This window comes from Pseudomonas syringae (assembly GCF_001698815.1).
Taxonomy (GTDB): Bacteria; Pseudomonadota; Gammaproteobacteria; order Pseudomonadales; family Pseudomonadaceae; genus Aquipseudomonas; species Aquipseudomonas syringae_A.
The window spans coordinates 14,864-31,979 of record NZ_LGSI01000041.1; the positions used below are offsets into that span (position 1 = coordinate 14,864).

The following is a 17,116-nucleotide window of genomic DNA, read 5'->3' on the forward strand; positions in this document are numbered from 1 at the left end:
AGAGGGCAATTTCAACAAGGTCACGATCCATGACAGGTGATATCACCAGCCTCCAACCGACGACTGCGGCCGCTGCTCTGGTCCGCGCCGGCCTTTCTCCCGCGCAGGTCCTGACCTTGCTGCAACCGATGGAAAATCTTCTGCCGCCGGGTGAAACCGTTGATGCCGAGGTGGTGACACTCAAACAGCTGAATCAGAGTTTTCAGTTGCTGCTCAGCCTGGCCACCAGCAATGGCGGCCAGACCAGCGTTCAGGTGGAAAGCGCCCTGCCCTTCACGCCAGGCACCAGCCTCTCCGTGTCGCAAGCATCCTCCAATACCCTGACGTTGACCTTGCAGCAGATCAATACCGCGCTGAATAACGCGCAAACCAGCATCGACATCAAGCAGTTGCCGGTGGGCACCCTGCTACAAGGCCGAGTCTTGACCACTCAGATGAGCAACGATGCGTTGAGTCAAATGAGTAGCGACGCTGCCAGCAGACCCAACGTCCAGCCCGGCGCGCAGCTCACCCAACCGGCGCTGTATCGTTCCATGGTGCTGCTGCTCAACACCGCGCTGGCCGGCACGACCCTGACCATCGAAAGCCCACAGCCGCTGACTACCGGCACCTTGCTCAGTGCGCAGGTGCGGGGCAGCCAGGCGTTGAGCTTTGTGCCCCTGCCCAGCCGCCTCGATCAATTGGCATTGAGCCAGCAGCTCACCACCCAGCAGAACCGCCAAGGCTCTCTGGATGTGCTGATCAATGCCCTGCGCAACCTGCCAGCGTCGAGTCCGGCGATTTCCACGCCTTTGCAGGCAAGCATTAATCAACTACTGGCGGACTTGCCAGACGTCGAGCAGATGACCAATCCCAAGACTGTCGCCCAGGCCATCAATGCCAGCGGCCTGTTCATGGAGGCCAAGCTGCTCACCGGCCTGAACCCGATGGCCGGTCCGGACCTGAAAGCCAACTTGATGCGGGTGATTCAACAGATTCTGCCCGGCTTGCCCGGCGGGCCCGGATATGACGCAGCTGCCGCGTCGAACATGCTGACCCGGTCCATGCCCGGTGCCCTGCGCAGCGTTCTGGGCACCATGGGCCTGGTGGCCGCGCCGGCACTGCCAATCCATTTCCCACTGCCGTCGCGCTCGGTAAAAGGTGGCGGCAAGGAAGATGATCTGGAGATGCTGCTCAAGCTCGCGGCGGCGGCCGTCTCGCGCCTGCAAAGCCATCAACTGGGTGGGCTGGAGCAGACGCGCACCACGGCCGATGGCGGACAGCTGACCACATGGCAGCTGGAAATCCCCATGCGTAATGCCCACGACATCGTGCCGCTGCAGGTCAAGGTGCAGCGCGAGGACACACCTGAAAAAGACAAGCCCACGGACAAGGACAAGGACGAAAACGAGGGAGGCGAGCCTAGGGAAAAACTCTGGAAGATTGATCTGGCGTTCGACCTGGCCCCATTGGGACCGTTACAAGTACAAGCCCAACTGATTCGCGGCAACCTGTCGAGCCAGCTATGGGCCGAGCGCGCTGACAGCGCCGCGTTGATCAACAGCGAATTGGGTCATCTTCGCGAGCGGCTGGTGGCGTGCGGCCTCACCGTCGGTAACCTGGAATGTCGCCAGGGCACCCCGCCTCAAGGTGCGCGCACCACCCTCGAACGCCGCTGGATAGACGAGAACGCCTGATGAGCCAATTGGAACATGCCCCACGCCAGGCAATCGCCCTGAGCTACGACGGCCAGCACACTCCGACCTTGAGCGCCAAGGGCGACGACCAACTCGCCGAAGCGATCCTGGCGATTGCGCGGGAATATGAAGTGCCAATCTACGAAAATGCCGAGCTGGTCAAACTGCTGGCGCGCATGGAACTGGGCGACAGCATTCCCGAACCGCTGTACCGCACGATTGCCGAGATCATCGCCTTTGCCTGGCATTTGAAAGGCAAATTCCCCGAAGGCCGCGACCCGAACGCGGCACCGGTGGAGCGGGATATTACGCCGAAGTGGTGAGCACTGTGCTGCGAGCTTGCTCGCGAAGAGATAAGCGGATCCTGCCGATCTCTGGAGGCCGTATGCCGCCTTCGCGAGCAAGCTAGCTCCCACCGGTTCAGTGCCGTTGTTGATATGACGCCTACGCGGGCAAGCCTCGCTCCAACGAATCTTGATTCAATCCCACAGGCTTAGCGCCGTCCTTGTGGGAGCGAGGCTTGCCCGCGAAGGCTTTGTTTCAGGTTCGAAAAATGGCCGGATGGCAACATTTCTCCCACCGGCTAACCGCCGTCCTTGTAGGAGCGAATTCATTCGCGAAGCGGTTTGTCAGCCGCCAGAGGCGTCGGCTGGACTGACGCCTTCGCGGGCGAGCCCCGCTCCAACGGGTCAGCGATCGACGCTCAGCTGTGATTATTACCATGCAGCTTGGTCATCAGCTGGGCTTCGGCCTGGGTCAGGCCGCAGGCCTGGGTGAGTTCGTCGATGCTGGCACCCATGCCGACCAGACGCGCGGCCTGGGCGAAGGACAAGCTGGAGGGGTCGCGCTGTTCAAGTGCGGTAAGCTTGTCGGGCAGCGGCCCGACAATCGCCCGCAGCTCGTGCAAGGCTTCGCCCATCTTCACCGTGCCGTTCTGGAAGTTATCCACGCGCCTGGCCAGATCCCGATAACGATGGTCGCGCACGGTATCGGCTTCTGCACGTGCCAGATCAAGCCGGCGCTGGCGCTTGGTATGCGCCAGGAACATTCCCAGGGTCACGACCCAGAGAATGCCCAGAAAGATGACAGCAACCTCAAGAATCAATCAGATGTTCTCCAGATCGGACCACTCTTCTTCAGACATCATCTTGTCCAGCTCGACGAGGATCAACAGTTCGCCGTTCTTGTTGCACACGCCCTGAATGAACTTGGCGGATTCGTCATTACCCACGTTTGGCGCGGTTTCGACTTCCGACTGACGCAGGTAAACCACTTCAGCCACGCTGTCGACCAGAATCCCGACCACTTGCTTGTCGGCTTCGATGATCACAACGCGCGTGTTGTCACTGACTTCAACCGGTTCCAGACCAAAACGCTGGCGGGTGTCGATGACCGTGACCACGTTGCCGCGCAAGTTGATGATGCCAAGCACATAGCTCGGCGCACCCGGCACCGGAGCGATTTCGGTGTAGCGCAGCACTTCCTGGACCTGCATCACGTTGATGCCATACGACTCATTATCCAGGCGGAAGGTAACCCACTGCAGAATAGGATCTTCGGAACCTTGTGCGGACGACTTCTTCATACCCCTAACCCCTCACGTGTGTGCTGTGCAGGCGACGTCAAAACGTCATCCCATGATTATTTGATTTTTTGCATTTGCTTGACCGCGCCACTGGCAATCAGCTCGGCCAACTCGGAAACGTCCACTAACGCGCACATGTGTTCAATGACCGTACCCGCCAACCAAGGGCGCTGTCCGCGATGGGCGCGCCATTTGATCTCGCTGGGATCAAGGCGCAGCGAGCGGCTGACTTGATGCACCGCCAGACCCCACTCATAGCCTTGAACGGAAATCACGTACTGCAAGCCCTGCCGGAAATCGTCGCGGTAGCGATCCGGCATGATCCAGCGCGCGGTATCCAGCACTTTCAGATTGCCGCCCTGGCTAGGCAGGATTCCGAGGAACCAGTCCGGCTGACCGAACAGCGGTGTCAGATCATGCCCGGCCAGCGGATAAATCGATCCCAGACACACCAGCGGTACCGCCAGCGTCAAACCGGCAACATCAAACAACAGGCACTCGAATGGCTCTTCAGCCCAAGCAGGTCGCCCGTCAGTGGTGGGCGGCGGCGTTGGCGTACGTTGTGCCGAAGGCAGATACACCTCGGCCACCGGTTCGACCAAATCCACCACCGGTACCGTGATTTCTTCGACGATTGGCACCGGAGCGATATCGACCCGGGCTACGACTGGCACCACAACCGGCGCGGCGACAGCAACCGGAACAGCTACCGGCGCGGGAGCCGCGACAGCAATGGCTATCGGAGCGGCAATTGCCAGCATCCGGGCGTCATAAGCCTGTTCTTCAAGAACCGCTGCCTCGAATTCATCGATGCTGGACAGTTCAGGCAGCTCAAACAGCTCTTCAGTGGCGTCCTGAAGCAGCGCATCCAGATAGGACTGCAGCGCCAGTTGCGGTCGTGTTGCGATTTGTACAGGCCGAAGATTCATACGGATGCCACACAATGATTGACGCGATTACCGCTTGATTGAGTTATCGGCCGCAATGACGCACGACTTGAATGCTTCTGCACATTGCGCGGCAAGAATGAGCAAAGGTCCACGTCAGGCCACCTGCGCCAGAAGCTGCTCGGACAACAGATGCTTGAGCAGAGCGCGATAGGCCAGCACCGCACGGCTCTTGTTGTCGAACTGCGATGGCGTGACGCCGGCCCGGCTGGCATCGCGCAGACGCGTGTCGACCGGCACGTAGGCCTTCCAGACATGTTCGGGAAAGCTGTCACGGAGTAATTTGAGGGTGCCCATCGAGGCCTGGGTCCGACGGTCGAACAAGGTCGGCACGATGGTGTACGGCAACGGCGTCTTGCGTGAGCGGTTGATCATCGCCAGGGTATTGACCATGCGTTCCAGGCCTTTGACGGCCAGAAACTCGGTCTGTACCGGAATCACCAACTGCTGGCTCGCCGCCAGCGCATTGACCATCAAGACGCCCAGCAACGGTGGGCTGTCGATCAGTGCGTAATCGTAATCCTGCCACAACTGCGCAAGGCTCTTGGCGATGACCAGGCCAAGCCCGTTCTGCCCGGGCGACTGACGCTCCAGCGTGGCCAGCGCGGTACTTGAAGGCAGCAGCGAGATGCGTTGATCACTGGTGGGCAACAGCAGCTGACCGGGCAGCCCATCGGTGATGGCGCCCTTGTTCAGAAAAAGATCGTAGACACTGTGCTCCAGCAAGTCCGGGTCATGCCCGAAATAGCTGGTCATCGAGCCATGGGGGTCCAGATCGACAACGACCACGCGCTTGCCCGCCTCGGCCAGCAATCCGGCTAACGCGATCGTAGTGGTGGTCTTACCGACGCCACCTTTTTGGTTGGCTACTGCCCAGACTCTCATGGTGTTTTTTCCTCCCGCCATGGCAATGGCCATAACGAGAATGACTAGGGGGCGGGTGACGAAGAATTGACGGTATTGCTGCGCACCGCTGGCTTGACTGGCGTGATTGCAGTTTGTGTGCCAGCACGACGCATTGCGGCATCCGGTTGTGCATTGGCCGCCGTGCCCGTCGCGGTCAGGCTGCGACGCACGTCCAGGTTGCGGGAGATCACCAGCACGACCCGGCGATTGCGCCCTCGCCCTTCGGCCGTACTATTGGGAGCCACTGGCTGGAATTCGCCGTAACCGACGGACGCCATGCGCGCCGGATTGATGCCGTCCATGGCCAGCATCCTGACCACGCTGGCCGAACGCGCCGACGACAGCTCCCAGTTGCTCGGAAACTGCGCAGTGTTGATCGGCTGGTCGTCGGTAAAACCTTCGACATGAATCGGGTTGTCGAACGGCTTGATGATCTTCGCAACCTTTTCAATGATCGCGAACGCCTTATCACTGGGCATCGCGTCGCCGCTGCCAAACAGCAGGCTCGAATTGAGCTCGACTTCGATCCACAGCTCGTTGCCACGCACCGTCATCTGATTGGATTTGATCAAGTCGCCGAACGCATCGCGCACATCATCGGCGATGGCTTTGAGTGGATCCGAGGAGTTCTGGCCAATGCCGGCATCGGTCTGGTCGCTGTCCTTGACCAGCGGCTCGGCAGGCTTGATGGTCACCGGGCGCTGCTCGCCGATGGGAATCGGCTTCATGCTGCGTTCGGTCTCGCTGAACACACCCACCAGCGCCTGGGACAGAATCTTGTACTTGCCTTCGTTCAGCGACGAGATCGAATACATCACCACGAAAAAGGCAAACAGCAAGGTGATGAAGTCGGCGTAAGACACCAGCCAACGCTCGTGATTTTCATGCTCTTCAGGCTGACGACGGCGAGCCATAGCGTGTTACTCCATGAAACCTTGCAGCTTGAGTTCGATGGAGCGCGGGTTTTCACCCTCGGCGATGGACAGCAGGCCTTCCAAAAGCATTTCACGATAGCGCGACTGGCGCATGGCGATCGCCTTGAGCTTGTTGGCAACCGGCAACAGAATCAGGTTGGCCGAGGCCACACCATAAATGGTCGCGACAAACGCCACGGCGATACCGCTGCCCAGCTGGCTCGGGTCGGCCAGGTTGCCCATGACATGGATCAGGCCCATCACCGCGCCGATGATGCCGACCGTAGGTGCATAGCCGCCCATGCTTTCGAAGACTTTGGCAGCCTGGATATCGCGGGTTTCCTGGGTGATGAAATCCACTTCCAGAATGCTGCGAATCGCTTGCGGTTCCGCGCCATCGACCAGCAATTGCAGGCCTTTGCGGGCATAAGAATCAGGTTCGGTATCGGCAATCGTTTCCAGGCCGAGCAGGCCTTCCTTGCGGGCGGTAAGGCTCCAGCTGACGACTCGGTCGATGCCGCCTGCCAGATCGATGCGCGGCGGGAACAGAATCCAGCCGACAATTTGAATGGCGCGCATAAAGGCGCTCATTGGCGACTGGAGCATTGACGCACCCAGCGTCCCGCCCAGCACGATCAACGCCGCCGGACCATTGAGCAGCGCGCCCAGATGTCCACCTTCGAGAAAGTTACCGCCAATGATTGCTACAAATGCGAGGGTCAGGCCGATCAGACTCAATATATCCATCAGATACATGCCTCGACCAGATGCCTGCCGATATCATCCAGGCTGTACACCGCATCGGCCAGGTCGGCTTTGACGATGGCCATGGGCATGCCGTAGATCACGCAGCTCGCTTCATCCTGAGCCCAGATGTGACTGCCGCCTTGCTTGAGCAGGCGCGCACCTTCACGACCGTCAGCGCCCATGCCGGTCAGCACCACGGCCAGCACTTTGTCGCCATAGGACTTGGCTGCGGAACCGAAGGTAATGTCCACGCAGGGTTTGTAATTGAGGCGTTCGTCACCGGGCAGAATCTTCACCGCGCCACGGCCATCGATCATCATCTGCTTGCCACCCGGCGCCAGCAGGGCCAGGCCCGGACGCAGGATGTCGCCGTCTTCAGCTTCCTTGACGCTGATGCGGCACAGCTTGTCCAGGCGTTCGGCGAAAGCCTTGGTGAACGCTGCGGGCATGTGCTGGATCAGTACGATAGGCGCCGGGAAGTTGGCGGGCAGTTGCGTCAGGACCCGTTGCAGCGCGACCGGGCCGCCGGTGGACGTGCCGATGGCGACCAGCTTGTAGGCTTTGCGTTTCGGCGCTGGGGACGAAGGCGCGTGACTGCTTGCGGCGGCTGGCGCCGACGAGGCCGCCGGACGTGGGGCCAGAATGCTGCGAGCCGTGACAGGCGCGCTGTGCTTACTGGTGGTGGCCGGTGCGGCCGCCGGTGTCGGTGCTGGTGCGCTGTAACTGCCCAGGCGCCGATTACTGCGGGAAATGCTGTGCACTTTTTCGCACAGCATTTGCTTGACCTTCTCGGGATTGCGCGAGATGTCTTCAAAATTCTTGGGCAGGAAATCCACCGCGCCGGCGTCCAGTGCATCCAGCGTAACGCGGGCACCTTCGTGGGTCAGCGAGGAGAACATCAATACCGGGGTCGGACAGCGCTGCATGATATGACGCACGGCAGTGATGCCATCCATCATCGGCATTTCGTAGTCCATGGTGATCACATCAGGCTTGAGCGCCAGTGCCTGTTCGATCGCTTCCTTGCCGTTGGTTGCCGTACCGACAACCTGGATGTTCGGGTCCGAAGAAAGAATTTCCGTGACGCGGCGGCGGAAAAAACCGGAATCATCCACCACCAGGACCTTAACTGCCATAAACACTCCATTAGGTTACGCGGGCGACACACGTCGCCCGCGACACCAGAATCAAATACGCCGGGCGGCGTAACGCTTGAGCATGCTCGGTACATCGAGAATCAAGGCGATGCGACCGTCACCGGTAATGGTGGCGCCCGACATGCCTGGCGTACCTTGCAACATCTTGCCCAGCGGCTTGATTACCACTTCTTCCTGACCTACCAGCTGATCGACGACAAAACCGATGCGCTGGGTGCCGACCGACAGGATCACCACATGACCTTCGCGCTGCTCTTCGTGAGCGGCCGAGCTGATCAGCCAGCGCTTGAGGTAGAACAGTGGCAGGGCCTTGTCGCGCACGATAACCACTTCCTGACCATCGACGACGTTGGTGGTCGACAGGTCCAGGTGGAAGATCTCGTTGACGTTGACCAGCGGGAAAGCAAACGCCTGGTTGCCCAGCATCACCATCAACGTCGGCATGATCGCCAGGGTCAACGGCACCTTGATGACGATCTTCGAGCCCTGGCCCTTGGTGGAGTAGATATTGATTGTGCCGTTGAGCTGGGCGATCTTGGTTTTCACCACGTCCATGCCCACGCCACGACCCGACACATCGGAGATCTCGGTCTTGGTCGAGAAACCCGGTGCAAAGATCAAGTTGTAGCAGTCGCTATCGCTCAGGCGATCGGCCGCGTCCTTGTCCATCACGCCGCGTTTGACCGCGATGGCGCGCAGGACATTGGGGTCCATGCCTTTACCGTCATCGGAAATCGACAGCAGGATATGGTCGCCTTCCTGTTCCGCCGAGAGAATCACACGACCGCCACGGGATTTGCCTGAGGCTTCGCGCTCTTCCGGAGTTTCGATACCGTGGTCCACCGCGTTGCGCACCAAGTGGACCAGCGGATCGGCAAGGGCCTCGACGAGGTTCTTGTCCAGGTCGGTTTCTTCGCCGACCAGTTCCAGGTTGATCTCTTTCTTGAGCTGGCGGGCCAGGTCGCGAACCAGACGCGGGAAGCGCCCGAAAACCTTCTTGATCGGCTGCATGCGGGTTTTCATCACCGCAGTCTGCAGATCGGCGGTGACCACATCCAGGTTGGAAACCGCCTTGGACATGGCTTCATCGCCACTGTTCAGGCCCAGGCGTACCAGACGGTTACGCACCAACACCAGTTCGCCGACCATGTTCATGATCTCGTCCAGGCGCGCGGTATCAACCCGCACGGTGGTTTCCGCTTCGGAAGCCGGTTTGTCTGGACTCGCCGCAGCCGGTGCCTTGGCCGGAACAGGTGCCGCCGCTTTGGCTGGAGCTGGAGCCGGAGCTGGCGCAGCTGCCGGAGCAGGCGCTGGAGCCGGTTTGGCTGCGGCAACCGGAGCAGGCGCCGGCTTGGCAACAACTGCCGCGACGGGCGCGGCAGCTATGGCTTCAGGCTCGAACTTGCCTTTGCCGTGCAGCTGATCCAGCAGGTCTTCGAATTCGTTATCAGAGATTTCGTTGCTGGTCGACGCAGCCGGAGCAACCGGCGCTGCAACGGCAGCAGCGGCAGGCGCAGGCGTTACCGCAGCAGCAGCGTCAAACGAGCCCTTACCATGCAACTGATCCAGCAAGGCTTCGAATTCATCGTCGGTGATTTCATTGCTGGCGGCAGCGCCGGTGCTGGCAGCTGGAGCCGCAGCAACCACTGGCGTTGCGACGGCGTCGACCGCGAACTGGCCTTTGCCATGCAATTGATCGAGCAGCGATTCAAATTCCTGGTCGCTGATTTCATCACTGGCCGCTGCCGAAGCAGGAGCAGCAACCGGGGCTACCGGCGCAGGCGCACTGGCTGATTCGGCGGCCTGAGCCTTGACGGCATTCAGCGAGTCGAGCAGCAGCTCGAATTCGTTGTCGGTAATTTCATCGGAAGCCGGAGCAGGCGCTTCCTCGACCGCTGCCGGAGCAACAGCCACTTCATCTGCAGATGCAGGCTCGGCCAGACGCGCCAGCGCGGCCAGCAATTCCGGCGTGGCGGGTGTGACTTCGGTACGCTCGCGAACCTCGCTGAACATGCCGTTGACCGCATCCAGTGCTTCGAGCACCACGTCCATCAATTCGGAGTCGACGCGACGTTCACCCTTGCGCAGGATGTCGAAGACGTTCTCGGCGATGTGGCAGCACTCCACCAGCTCATGGAGCTGGAGGAAGCCGGCGCCGCCTTTTACAGTGTGAAAACCGCGAAAAATTGCATTAAGCAAGTCTGCATCATCAGGTCGGCTTTCCAGCTCGACCAGCTGTTCGGACAATTGCTCCAGAATTTCGCCGGCCTCTACCAGAAAATCCTGAAGGATTTCTTCATCGGCGCCGAAGCTCATTGGGGTGCTCCCTAAAATTAACCGTCAACAGACCTAGAAGCCAAGGCTCGATAGCAGATCGTCTACATCGTCCTGTCCGGACACAACGTCTTCCCGTTTATCGGCATGAATCTGCGGACCTTCACCCTGAGAGAGACCTTTTTGTGGATCTTTTTCTGCGAGGATGGATTCATCGTCATGTTCGATGCCTGCAAAGCGATCGACCTGACTGGCCATGAGCACCAACTTGAGCAGATTGCTTTCAACTTCAGTGACCAATTGCGTGACGCGTTTGATGACCTGACCGGTGAGGTCCTGGTAATCCTGAGCCAGCAGAATGTCATTGAGGTGGGCAGCGACCTCGTGGGTTTCCCGCTCGCTACGCGTCAAAAAGCCGTCGACGCGTTTAGCCAGCTCACGAAACTCTTCAGCGCCGATTTCCCGACGCATGAAACGTCCCCAGTCCTGGCTCAACGCTTTGGCGTCGGTACTCAAGCCATTCATCAAGGGCGTACTCAGCTCTACCAGATCCATCGTCCGGTTGGCGGCGTTTTCAGTCAGTTTGACAACATACGACAAGCGCTCGGTAGCATCCGTGATCTGGGACACTTCCTCGGCCTGGGGCATATTCGGGTCAATCTGGAAATTGACGATTGCGCTGTGCAGCTCACGGGTGAGCTTGCCGACTTCCTGATACAAGCCGCGATCACGAGTCTGGTTCAGTTCATGGATCAATTGCACGGCTTCGCCGAAACGGCCTTTTTCAAGGCACATCACCAGCTGATGCGCGTGTTTTTTCAGGGTTGACTCAAAGTCGCCCTGTGATGACTCTTTATGCTCCATAGCACCCTCGCGGCAAACATCAGCTATTGACGCGCTCGAAGATCTTTTCGATCTTTTCTTTCAGCACTTGGGCGGTAAATGGCTTCACGACATAACCGTTGACGCCAGCCTGGGCGGCTTCGATGATCTGGTCGCGCTTGGCTTCGGCCGTGACCATCAGCACCGGAAGGTGCTTGAGTCGTTCATCGGCGCGCACCTGACGCAACAAGTCGATGCCGGACATGCCAGGCATGTTCCAGTCAGTCACCAGAAAATCGAAAGCGCCGCTCTGCAACATTGGCAGCGCGGTGATTCCGTCATCGGCTTCGGCCGTGTTGGTGAATCCCAAATCACGCAACAGGTTCTTGATGATCCGCCGCATCGTTGAGAAGTCATCAACGATGAGGATTTTCATGTTCTTGTCCAATTCGACCTCCAAGCAGTCTTTAACGCGTTCAGCACCTGAACGCGCTGTTCAATCAATACCGGCACAGCTCACATCGGCTGCACTAAAACGACGACGGGCTTGGTAAATCAACAGTCAAGAAACCGGGCAGCAGCTCGGCGTGCCGCCAGAAAGGTAAAACCCTTTCCAACAACTCGCAGTAGTGCCAATGACCGGTTCCCGCCTTGTCCATCTCCCCACACAACGCTTTGCACAGCCGGCCTACACGCACGGCGCAACCCTACGGATGCGCCACACCTGTCAACGCGCTCGCCACTCTCCCAAACGCCCTCGCAAACGAGCTGCGCACTGGCTGTGTAACTGGCTGACTCGCGACTCGCTGACCCCCAGGACCTCACCGATTTCCTTGAGATTCAGCTCCTCGTCATAGTACAGCGCCAACACCAGTCGCTCGCGCTCTGGCAAATTGGCAATCGCATCTGCTAACGCAGCCTGGAAACGTTCGTCTTCCAGATCCCGCGATGGCTCAAGCGAACCGCTTGCGCCGTCCTCGTGCAGCCCTTCATGTTCGCCGTCCTGCAAAAGGTCGTCGAAACTGAACAGACGGCTGCCCAGGGTATCGTTCAAAATCCCGTAATAATCATCGAGACTCAATTGGAGTTCGGCCGCAACCTCGTGATCTTTAGCGTCACGACCTGTTTTAGCTTCAATTGAGCGAATTGCGTCACTGACCATGCGCGTATTGCGGTGAACCGAACGCGGTGCCCAATCGCCTTTGCGCACTTCATCGAGCATCGCGCCACGAATCCGGATGCCCGCGTAGGTCTCGAAACTCGCGCCTTTGGTGCAGTCGTATTTGGTGGACACTTCAAGCAGTCCGATCATGCCGGCCTGGATCAGGTCCTCGACCTGAACGCTGGCCGGCAAGCGCGCCAGCAAGTGATAGGCGATACGTTTGACCAGCGGCGCATAGCGCTCGATGAGCTCGTACTGCGAGTTCTTGGAGGTCTTGCTGTACATCTGATAGCCGCTGGCTGTCATTGGACAGGCCCCGCAAATGTCTGGTGAACAAGTCGCTCCACGAAGAACTCAAGATGACCGCGCGGATTGGCCGGCAGCGGCCAGGTGTCGACTTTCTGCGCAATAGCCTTGAAGGCCAGGGAGCATTTGGAGCGCGGGAACGCTTCGTAAACGGCACGCTGCTTCTGCACCGCCTTGCGTACGCACTCGTCGTAAGGCACGGCGCCGACGTATTGCAGGGCAACATCGAGGAAGCGGTCGGTCACTTTGGTCAGCTTGGCAAACAGGTTGCGGCCTTCCTGCGGGCTCTGGGCCATATTGGCCAGGACCCGGAAGCGATTCATGCCGTAGTCGCGATTGAGCAGCTTGATCAGCGCATAGGCATCAGTGATCGAGGTCGGTTCGTCGCACACCACCAGCAAGACTTCCTGGGCAGCGCGCACGAAGCTCACCACCGACTCGCCGATGCCGGCGGCCGTATCGATGACCAGTACGTCGAGGTTATCGCCAATATCGCTGAAGGCCTGAATCAGACCGGCATGCTGCGCTGGCGTCAGGTGCACCATGCTCTGCGTGCCGGAAGCGGCTGGCACGATGCGAATCCCGCCAGGGCCCTGAAGGAGCACGTCGCGCAGTTCGCAACGTCCTTCAATGACGTCGGCAAGGGTGCGTTTGGGCGTAAGCCCCAGCAACACGTCGACATTGGCCAGGCCAAGGTCGGCGTCCAGCAGCATGACGCGCCGGCCAAGCTCGGCCAAGGCCAGCGATAGGTTCACTGACACGTTAGTCTTACCGACGCCACCTTTGCCGCCGGTCACCGCGATCACCTGTACGGGATGCATGCTGCCCATGTTATTTCATTACCTTGTCTTGCGTAGACCGAAGCCACATTGGGGGCTGCACGTTCGCTGAGGAACAATGCGTGGCAGACCATCGATGCAGGTAAATTCCAGTAGTTCGTTTCACCTAACCCACCCGCTTGCTGGGGTTGTGGTAAAGGTCGGCAAACATATCCGCCATTGCTTCTTCGCTAGGCTCTTCCTGCATCTGCACATTGACCGCACGGGTGACCAATTGGTGCCGACGGGGAAGGTGTAAATCATCAGGTATTCGTGGCCCGTCAGTCAGGTAGGCAACAGGAAGCTCATGACTGATCGCCAGGCTGAGCACTTCGCCCAGGCTGGCAGTTTCGTCCAGCTTGGTCAGGATGCACCCGGACAAACCGCAACGTTTGTAGCTGTGGTAGGCAGCGGTCAGCACTTGTTTCTGACTGGTCGTTGCCAACACCAGATAATTACGCGCCTTGATGCCACGTCCGGCGAGGCTTTCGAGCTGCATGCGCAGGGCCGGATCGCTGGCTTGCAGGCCTGCGGTGTCAATCAACACCACGCGCTTGCGCAACAGCGGCTCCAGTGCCTGAGCCAGCGACTGGCCCGGATCGACATGAGTCACCGGTACATTGAGGATGCGACCCAAAGTCTTGAGCTGCTCCTGAGCGCCGATGCGAAAGCTGTCCATGCTCACCAGCGCGATATTCTGTGCGCCGTACTTCAACACATAGCGCGCTGCCAGCTTGGCGAGTGTGGTGGTTTTACCCATGCCAGCCGGGCCGACCATGGCAATCACGCCACCCTCTTCCAACGGCTCGATCTCCGGAGTGGCAATCATCCGCGCCAGATGCGCCAACAGCATGCGCCAGGCCTGACGAGGTTCTTCAATTTCGCTGACCATCGCCAGCAGATCGCGGGACAGCGGACCGGACAGACCGATACGTTGCAGGCGACGCCACAGGTTGGCCTGCTGCGGACGGCTGCCTTGCAGCTGATTCCAGGCCAGCGAACCCAGCTGGACTTCCAGCAGTTCACGCAGGCCATTCAATTCAAAACGCATGTTTTCGTAGGCGCGCTGGCCGCCGGCGGGTTCCGCTGGGGCTGCGTGGGCCTGGACGAAAGGACGCGGCGGCTCTTCTAGCGTCGGTTCGATATGCGTGTCGGCAGCGCTGAGTGGCATGCCGGCGAACAGCTGACGGTTGACTGACGGGTCACTGTCGCCGCGATTGCTCAGTTCAGCCTGGGCGGAAACAATCCGCGACTGGGTTTTGCGCAGCTCGTCTTCAAGCTCGATGTTCGGCACGCGAGGCGCCAGCGCAGACAGTTTGTAATCCAGCGCAGCAGTCAGCTCTACGCCACCGGCAATCCGCCGGTTGCCGATGATGGCCGCTTCTGCGCCCAGCTCATCGCGAACCAGTTTCATGGCTTGACGCATATCGGCGGCGAAAAATCGCTTAACTTGCATGACTCACTACCTCAGCCGTTAGGCCCGACAGTCGCTACGATGGTGACTTGCTTATTGTCAGGAATTTCCTGATACGCCAACACATGCATGTTCGGTACAGCCAGTCGTCCAAAGCGTGACAACATGGCGCGAACCGGGCCCGCAACCAAAAGAATGACCGGCAAACCCTGCATCTCCTGCCGCTGCGCCGCGTCGATCAACGAACGCTGGAGCTTTTCTGCCATGCTTGGCTCAAGCAGAACGCCTTCTTCCTGACCCTGACCTGCCTTCTGCAAACTATTGAGCAATATCTGTTCCAACCTTGGTTCCAGAGTGATAACTGGCAGCTCCGGCTCAATCCCTACAATGCTTTGCACGATTGCGCGGCTTAATCCGACGCGTACTGCCGCAACCAGCGCGGCGGTATCTTGACTCCGCATGGCGTTGTTCGCGATGGCTTCGGCGATGCTGCGAATGTCGCGAACAGGCACCTGTTCGGCCAAAAGCGACTGCAGGACCTTGAGCAACGCCGAGAGCGAAAGAATCCCCGGAACCAGCTCTTCAGCTAGTTTTGGCGAGCTTTTGGCCAGCAATTGCATCAATTGCTGGACTTCTTCATGACCAATCAGCTCATGAGAGTGTTTATAAAGAATCTGGTTAAGGTGCGTGGCCACTACAGTACTGGCATCCACCACGGTGTAACCCAGGGACTGTGCCTGACTGCGCTGGCTGATTTCGATCCATACCGCCTCCAGACCAAACGCCGGGTCCTTGGCGGTAATACCGTTGAGGGTGCCGAACACCTGACCAGGGTTGATCGCCAATTCCCGGTCCGGGTAAATCTCGGCTTCCGCCAGGGTCACGCCCATGAGTGTCAAACGATAGGCACTGGGCGCCAGATCCAGGTTGTCACGGATATGCACAGTGGGCATGAGAAAGCCTAGCTCCTGAGAGAGCTTCTTGCGCACGCCCTTGATCCGCGCGAGCAGCTGACCACCCTGATTGCGATCCACCAGCGGAATCAGGCGGTAGCCCACTTCCAGGCCGATCATGTCGATGGGGGTCACGTCATCCCAGCCCAGCTCCTTGGAATCCTGAACCCGGGTCGGCGACGGCAGCATTTCCTGCTGGCGCTTGACCTCTTCCAGCGCCTGGACCTTGACCACGTTCTGCTTTTTCCACAGTAAGTAAGCGACACCGCCCGCCACCAGCCCGAGGCTGATGAAGGAAAAGTGCGGCATGCCCGGCACCAGGCCCATGACGATCATGATCCCGGCAGAAACCGCCAGCGCCTTGTGGGAAGTGAACATCTGTCGATTGATCAGCTTGCCCATCTCTTCCGAACCGGAAGCACGGGTCACCATGATCGCCGCAGCGGTGGACAGCAGCAGTGACGGCAATTGCGCCACCAAACCGTCACCAATGGTCAACAGCGTGTAGATCTTGCCCGCATCGGCAAACGTCATGTTGTGTTGCAGCATGCCGACCAGAATGCCGCCGATAAGGTTGATAAACAGAATCAACAGACCGGCGATGGCGTCACCGCGGACAAATTTCGAGGCACCGTCCATGGAGCCGTAAAACTCGGCTTCCTGGGCGACTTCCAGACGGCGGCGCTTGGCTTCCGGCTGATCGATCAGGCCGGCGTTCAAGTCAGCGTCGATTGCCATCTGTTTGCCGGGCATGGCGTCCAGGGTGAAACGCGCGCTCACCTCGGAAATCCGCCCGGCACCCTTGGTGATTACCACGAAGTTGATGATCATCAGGATCGCGAAAACCACGATACCGACCACGTAGTTACCGCCGATCACCACCTCACCGAAGGCCTGGATCACCTTGCCGGCTGCGGCGTGACCATCCTGACCGTGAAGCATGACCACCCGCGTCGAGGCAACGTTGAGCGCCAGGCGCAGCAATGTCGCCACCAGCAGAATGGTGGGGAATACCGAAAAATCCAAAGGGCGCAATGCGTAGACGCAGACCAGCAGGACCACGATCGACAGCGCGATGTTGAAGGTGAAAAACACGTCCAGCAGGAACGGCGGCATTGGCAACATCATCATTGCCATCATGACCAACAGCAACAACGGCACACCCAACTGGCCCCGACCGAGACCCGCGAGATTACTGCGTGCGCTACTGATTAATTGAGAGCGATCCACCGATTCTTCACCTGCGCTAAACCAAAACTTTGACGCCGAAGGCGACCTGAATTGACCTATTGCAAGAAGCTTTCCAACAGTGGACAAAGGGCCATTATTTGAAGAATTAGCTGTAGGACGTGGTGTTGGCCTTTGCGACTCACCTCGTTGGAGCGAGGCTTGCCCGCGAATCGATTTGGCGCACGCCTCAATCGCCAACTAAAGC

Annotated in this window: 16 protein-coding genes; 2 read left to right on the forward strand and 14 right to left on the reverse strand. The window is 59.2% G+C overall.

Annotation, left to right across the window (positions count from 1 at the left end; all coding sequences use genetic code 11):
- Positions 1–29: 29 nt before the first annotated feature.
- Complete coding sequence (locus AFK24_RS12575) at positions 30–1,676, forward strand: flagellar hook-length control protein FliK (RefSeq protein ID WP_065833550.1); 1,647 nt, start codon at positions 30–32, stop codon at positions 1,674–1,676.
- Entirely contained in the window at positions 1,676–1,999 is a 324-nt protein-coding gene (locus AFK24_RS12580) for an EscU/YscU/HrcU family type III secretion system export apparatus switch protein (RefSeq protein WP_065833551.1), read from the forward strand. The genes AFK24_RS12575 and AFK24_RS12580 overlap by 1 nt, the downstream gene beginning before the upstream one ends.
- 380 nt (positions 2,000–2,379) lie before the next feature.
- On the opposite strand, the gene AFK24_RS12585 is transcribed toward AFK24_RS12580, so the two are convergent.
- From AFK24_RS12585 to flhA, 14 genes are all read right to left on the reverse strand, one after another.
- Positions 2,380–2,781 carry a DUF2802 domain-containing protein gene (locus AFK24_RS12585; RefSeq protein WP_065833552.1) on the reverse strand — a complete coding sequence of 134 codons (402 nt, stop codon included), beginning with the start codon at positions 2,779–2,781 and terminating at the stop codon, positions 2,380–2,382.
- On the reverse strand, positions 2,782–3,261 hold the full coding sequence (locus tag AFK24_RS12590) for a chemotaxis protein CheW (protein ID WP_020294171.1): 480 nt from the start codon (positions 3,259–3,261) through the stop codon (positions 2,782–2,784). It abuts the gene before it with no gap.
- A gap of 56 nt (positions 3,262–3,317) precedes the next feature.
- Positions 3,318–4,190: a CheW domain-containing protein gene (locus AFK24_RS12595; protein WP_065833553.1), complete on the reverse strand. Its 873-nt coding sequence runs from the start codon at positions 4,188–4,190 to the stop codon at positions 3,318–3,320.
- A gap of 114 nt (positions 4,191–4,304) precedes the next feature.
- Positions 4,305–5,093: a ParA family protein gene (locus tag AFK24_RS12600; protein ID WP_065833554.1), complete on the reverse strand. Its 789-nt coding sequence runs from the start codon at positions 5,091–5,093 to the stop codon at positions 4,305–4,307.
- A gap of 44 nt (positions 5,094–5,137) precedes the next feature.
- On the reverse strand, positions 5,138–6,028 hold the full coding sequence (motD, locus tag AFK24_RS12605; RefSeq protein WP_065833555.1) for a flagellar motor protein MotD: 891 nt from the start codon (positions 6,026–6,028) through the stop codon (positions 5,138–5,140).
- Between the two features lie 6 nt (positions 6,029–6,034).
- A complete protein-coding gene (locus tag AFK24_RS12610) occupies positions 6,035–6,775 on the reverse strand; it encodes a flagellar motor protein (RefSeq protein ID WP_065833623.1) in 741 nt (246 codons plus the stop codon).
- Entirely contained in the window at positions 6,775–7,911 is a 1,137-nt protein-coding gene (locus tag AFK24_RS12615) for a protein-glutamate methylesterase/protein-glutamine glutaminase (protein ID WP_065833556.1), read from the reverse strand. Before AFK24_RS12615 ends, AFK24_RS12610 begins: the two co-directional genes overlap by 1 nt.
- A 51-nt stretch (positions 7,912–7,962) precedes the next feature.
- Entirely contained in the window at positions 7,963–10,248 is a 2,286-nt protein-coding gene (locus AFK24_RS12620) for a chemotaxis protein CheA (protein WP_065833557.1), read from the reverse strand.
- A 33-nt stretch (positions 10,249–10,281) separates the two neighbouring features.
- Entirely contained in the window at positions 10,282–11,070 is a 789-nt protein-coding gene (locus tag AFK24_RS12625; RefSeq protein WP_065833558.1) for a protein phosphatase CheZ, read from the reverse strand.
- A 19-nt stretch (positions 11,071–11,089) separates the two neighbouring features.
- The gene (locus AFK24_RS12630; protein ID WP_170826324.1) at positions 11,090–11,464 is read right to left on the reverse strand and encodes a chemotaxis response regulator CheY; all 375 of its coding nucleotides are present in this window, start codon (positions 11,462–11,464) and stop codon (positions 11,090–11,092) included.
- A 291-nt stretch (positions 11,465–11,755) separates the two neighbouring features.
- Complete coding sequence (fliA, locus tag AFK24_RS12635) at positions 11,756–12,496, reverse strand: RNA polymerase sigma factor FliA (RefSeq protein ID WP_020294162.1); 741 nt, start codon at positions 12,494–12,496, stop codon at positions 11,756–11,758.
- Positions 12,493–13,326, reverse strand: coding sequence for a flagellar synthesis regulator FleN (gene fleN, locus AFK24_RS12640; protein ID WP_020294161.1), 834 nt, complete (start codon positions 13,324–13,326; stop codon positions 12,493–12,495). The genes fliA and fleN overlap by 4 nt, the downstream gene beginning before the upstream one ends.
- Positions 13,327–13,441: 115 nt before the next feature.
- Positions 13,442–14,770: a flagellar biosynthesis protein FlhF gene (flhF, locus tag AFK24_RS12645; protein ID WP_065833560.1), complete on the reverse strand. Its 1,329-nt coding sequence runs from the start codon at positions 14,768–14,770 to the stop codon at positions 13,442–13,444.
- Positions 14,771–14,781: 11 nt separating this feature from the next.
- Positions 14,782–16,911, reverse strand: coding sequence for a flagellar biosynthesis protein FlhA (gene flhA / locus AFK24_RS12650; protein ID WP_065833561.1), 2,130 nt, complete (start codon positions 16,909–16,911; stop codon positions 14,782–14,784).
- Between the last annotated feature and the right edge of the window lie 205 nt (positions 16,912–17,116).

Coding starts and splice junctions, on each gene's coding strand:
- AFK24_RS12630 (WP_170826324.1), bottom strand. CDS start 11,464: ATGAAAATCCTCATCGTTGATGACTTCTCAACGATGCGGCGGATCATC.
- fleN (WP_020294161.1), bottom strand. CDS start 13,326: ATGGGCAGCATGCATCCCGTACAGGTGATCGCGGTGACCGGCGGCAAA.
- fliA (WP_020294162.1), bottom strand. CDS start 12,496: ATGACAGCCAGCGGCTATCAGATGTACAGCAAGACCTCCAAGAACTCG.
- motD (WP_065833555.1), bottom strand. CDS start 6,028: ATGGCTCGCCGTCGTCAGCCTGAAGAGCATGAAAATCACGAGCGTTGG.
- AFK24_RS12615 (WP_065833556.1), bottom strand. CDS start 7,911: ATGGCAGTTAAGGTCCTGGTGGTGGATGATTCCGGTTTTTTCCGCCGC.
- AFK24_RS12595 (WP_065833553.1), bottom strand. CDS start 4,190: ATGAATCTTCGGCCTGTACAAATCGCAACACGACCGCAACTGGCGCTG.
- AFK24_RS12625 (WP_065833558.1), bottom strand. CDS start 11,070: ATGGAGCATAAAGAGTCATCACAGGGCGACTTTGAGTCAACCCTGAAA.
- AFK24_RS12600 (WP_065833554.1), bottom strand. CDS start 5,093: ATGAGAGTCTGGGCAGTAGCCAACCAAAAAGGTGGCGTCGGTAAGACC.
- AFK24_RS12580 (WP_065833551.1), top strand. CDS start 1,676: ATGAGCCAATTGGAACATGCCCCACGCCAGGCAATCGCCCTGAGCTAC.
- AFK24_RS12610 (WP_065833623.1), bottom strand. CDS start 6,775: ATGGATATATTGAGTCTGATCGGCCTGACCCTCGCATTTGTAGCAATC.
- AFK24_RS12590 (WP_020294171.1), bottom strand. CDS start 3,261: ATGAAGAAGTCGTCCGCACAAGGTTCCGAAGATCCTATTCTGCAGTGG.
- flhF (WP_065833560.1), bottom strand. CDS start 14,770: ATGCAAGTTAAGCGATTTTTCGCCGCCGATATGCGTCAAGCCATGAAA.
- AFK24_RS12575 (WP_065833550.1), top strand. CDS start 30: ATGACAGGTGATATCACCAGCCTCCAACCGACGACTGCGGCCGCTGCT.
- AFK24_RS12620 (WP_065833557.1), bottom strand. CDS start 10,248: ATGAGCTTCGGCGCCGATGAAGAAATCCTTCAGGATTTTCTGGTAGAG.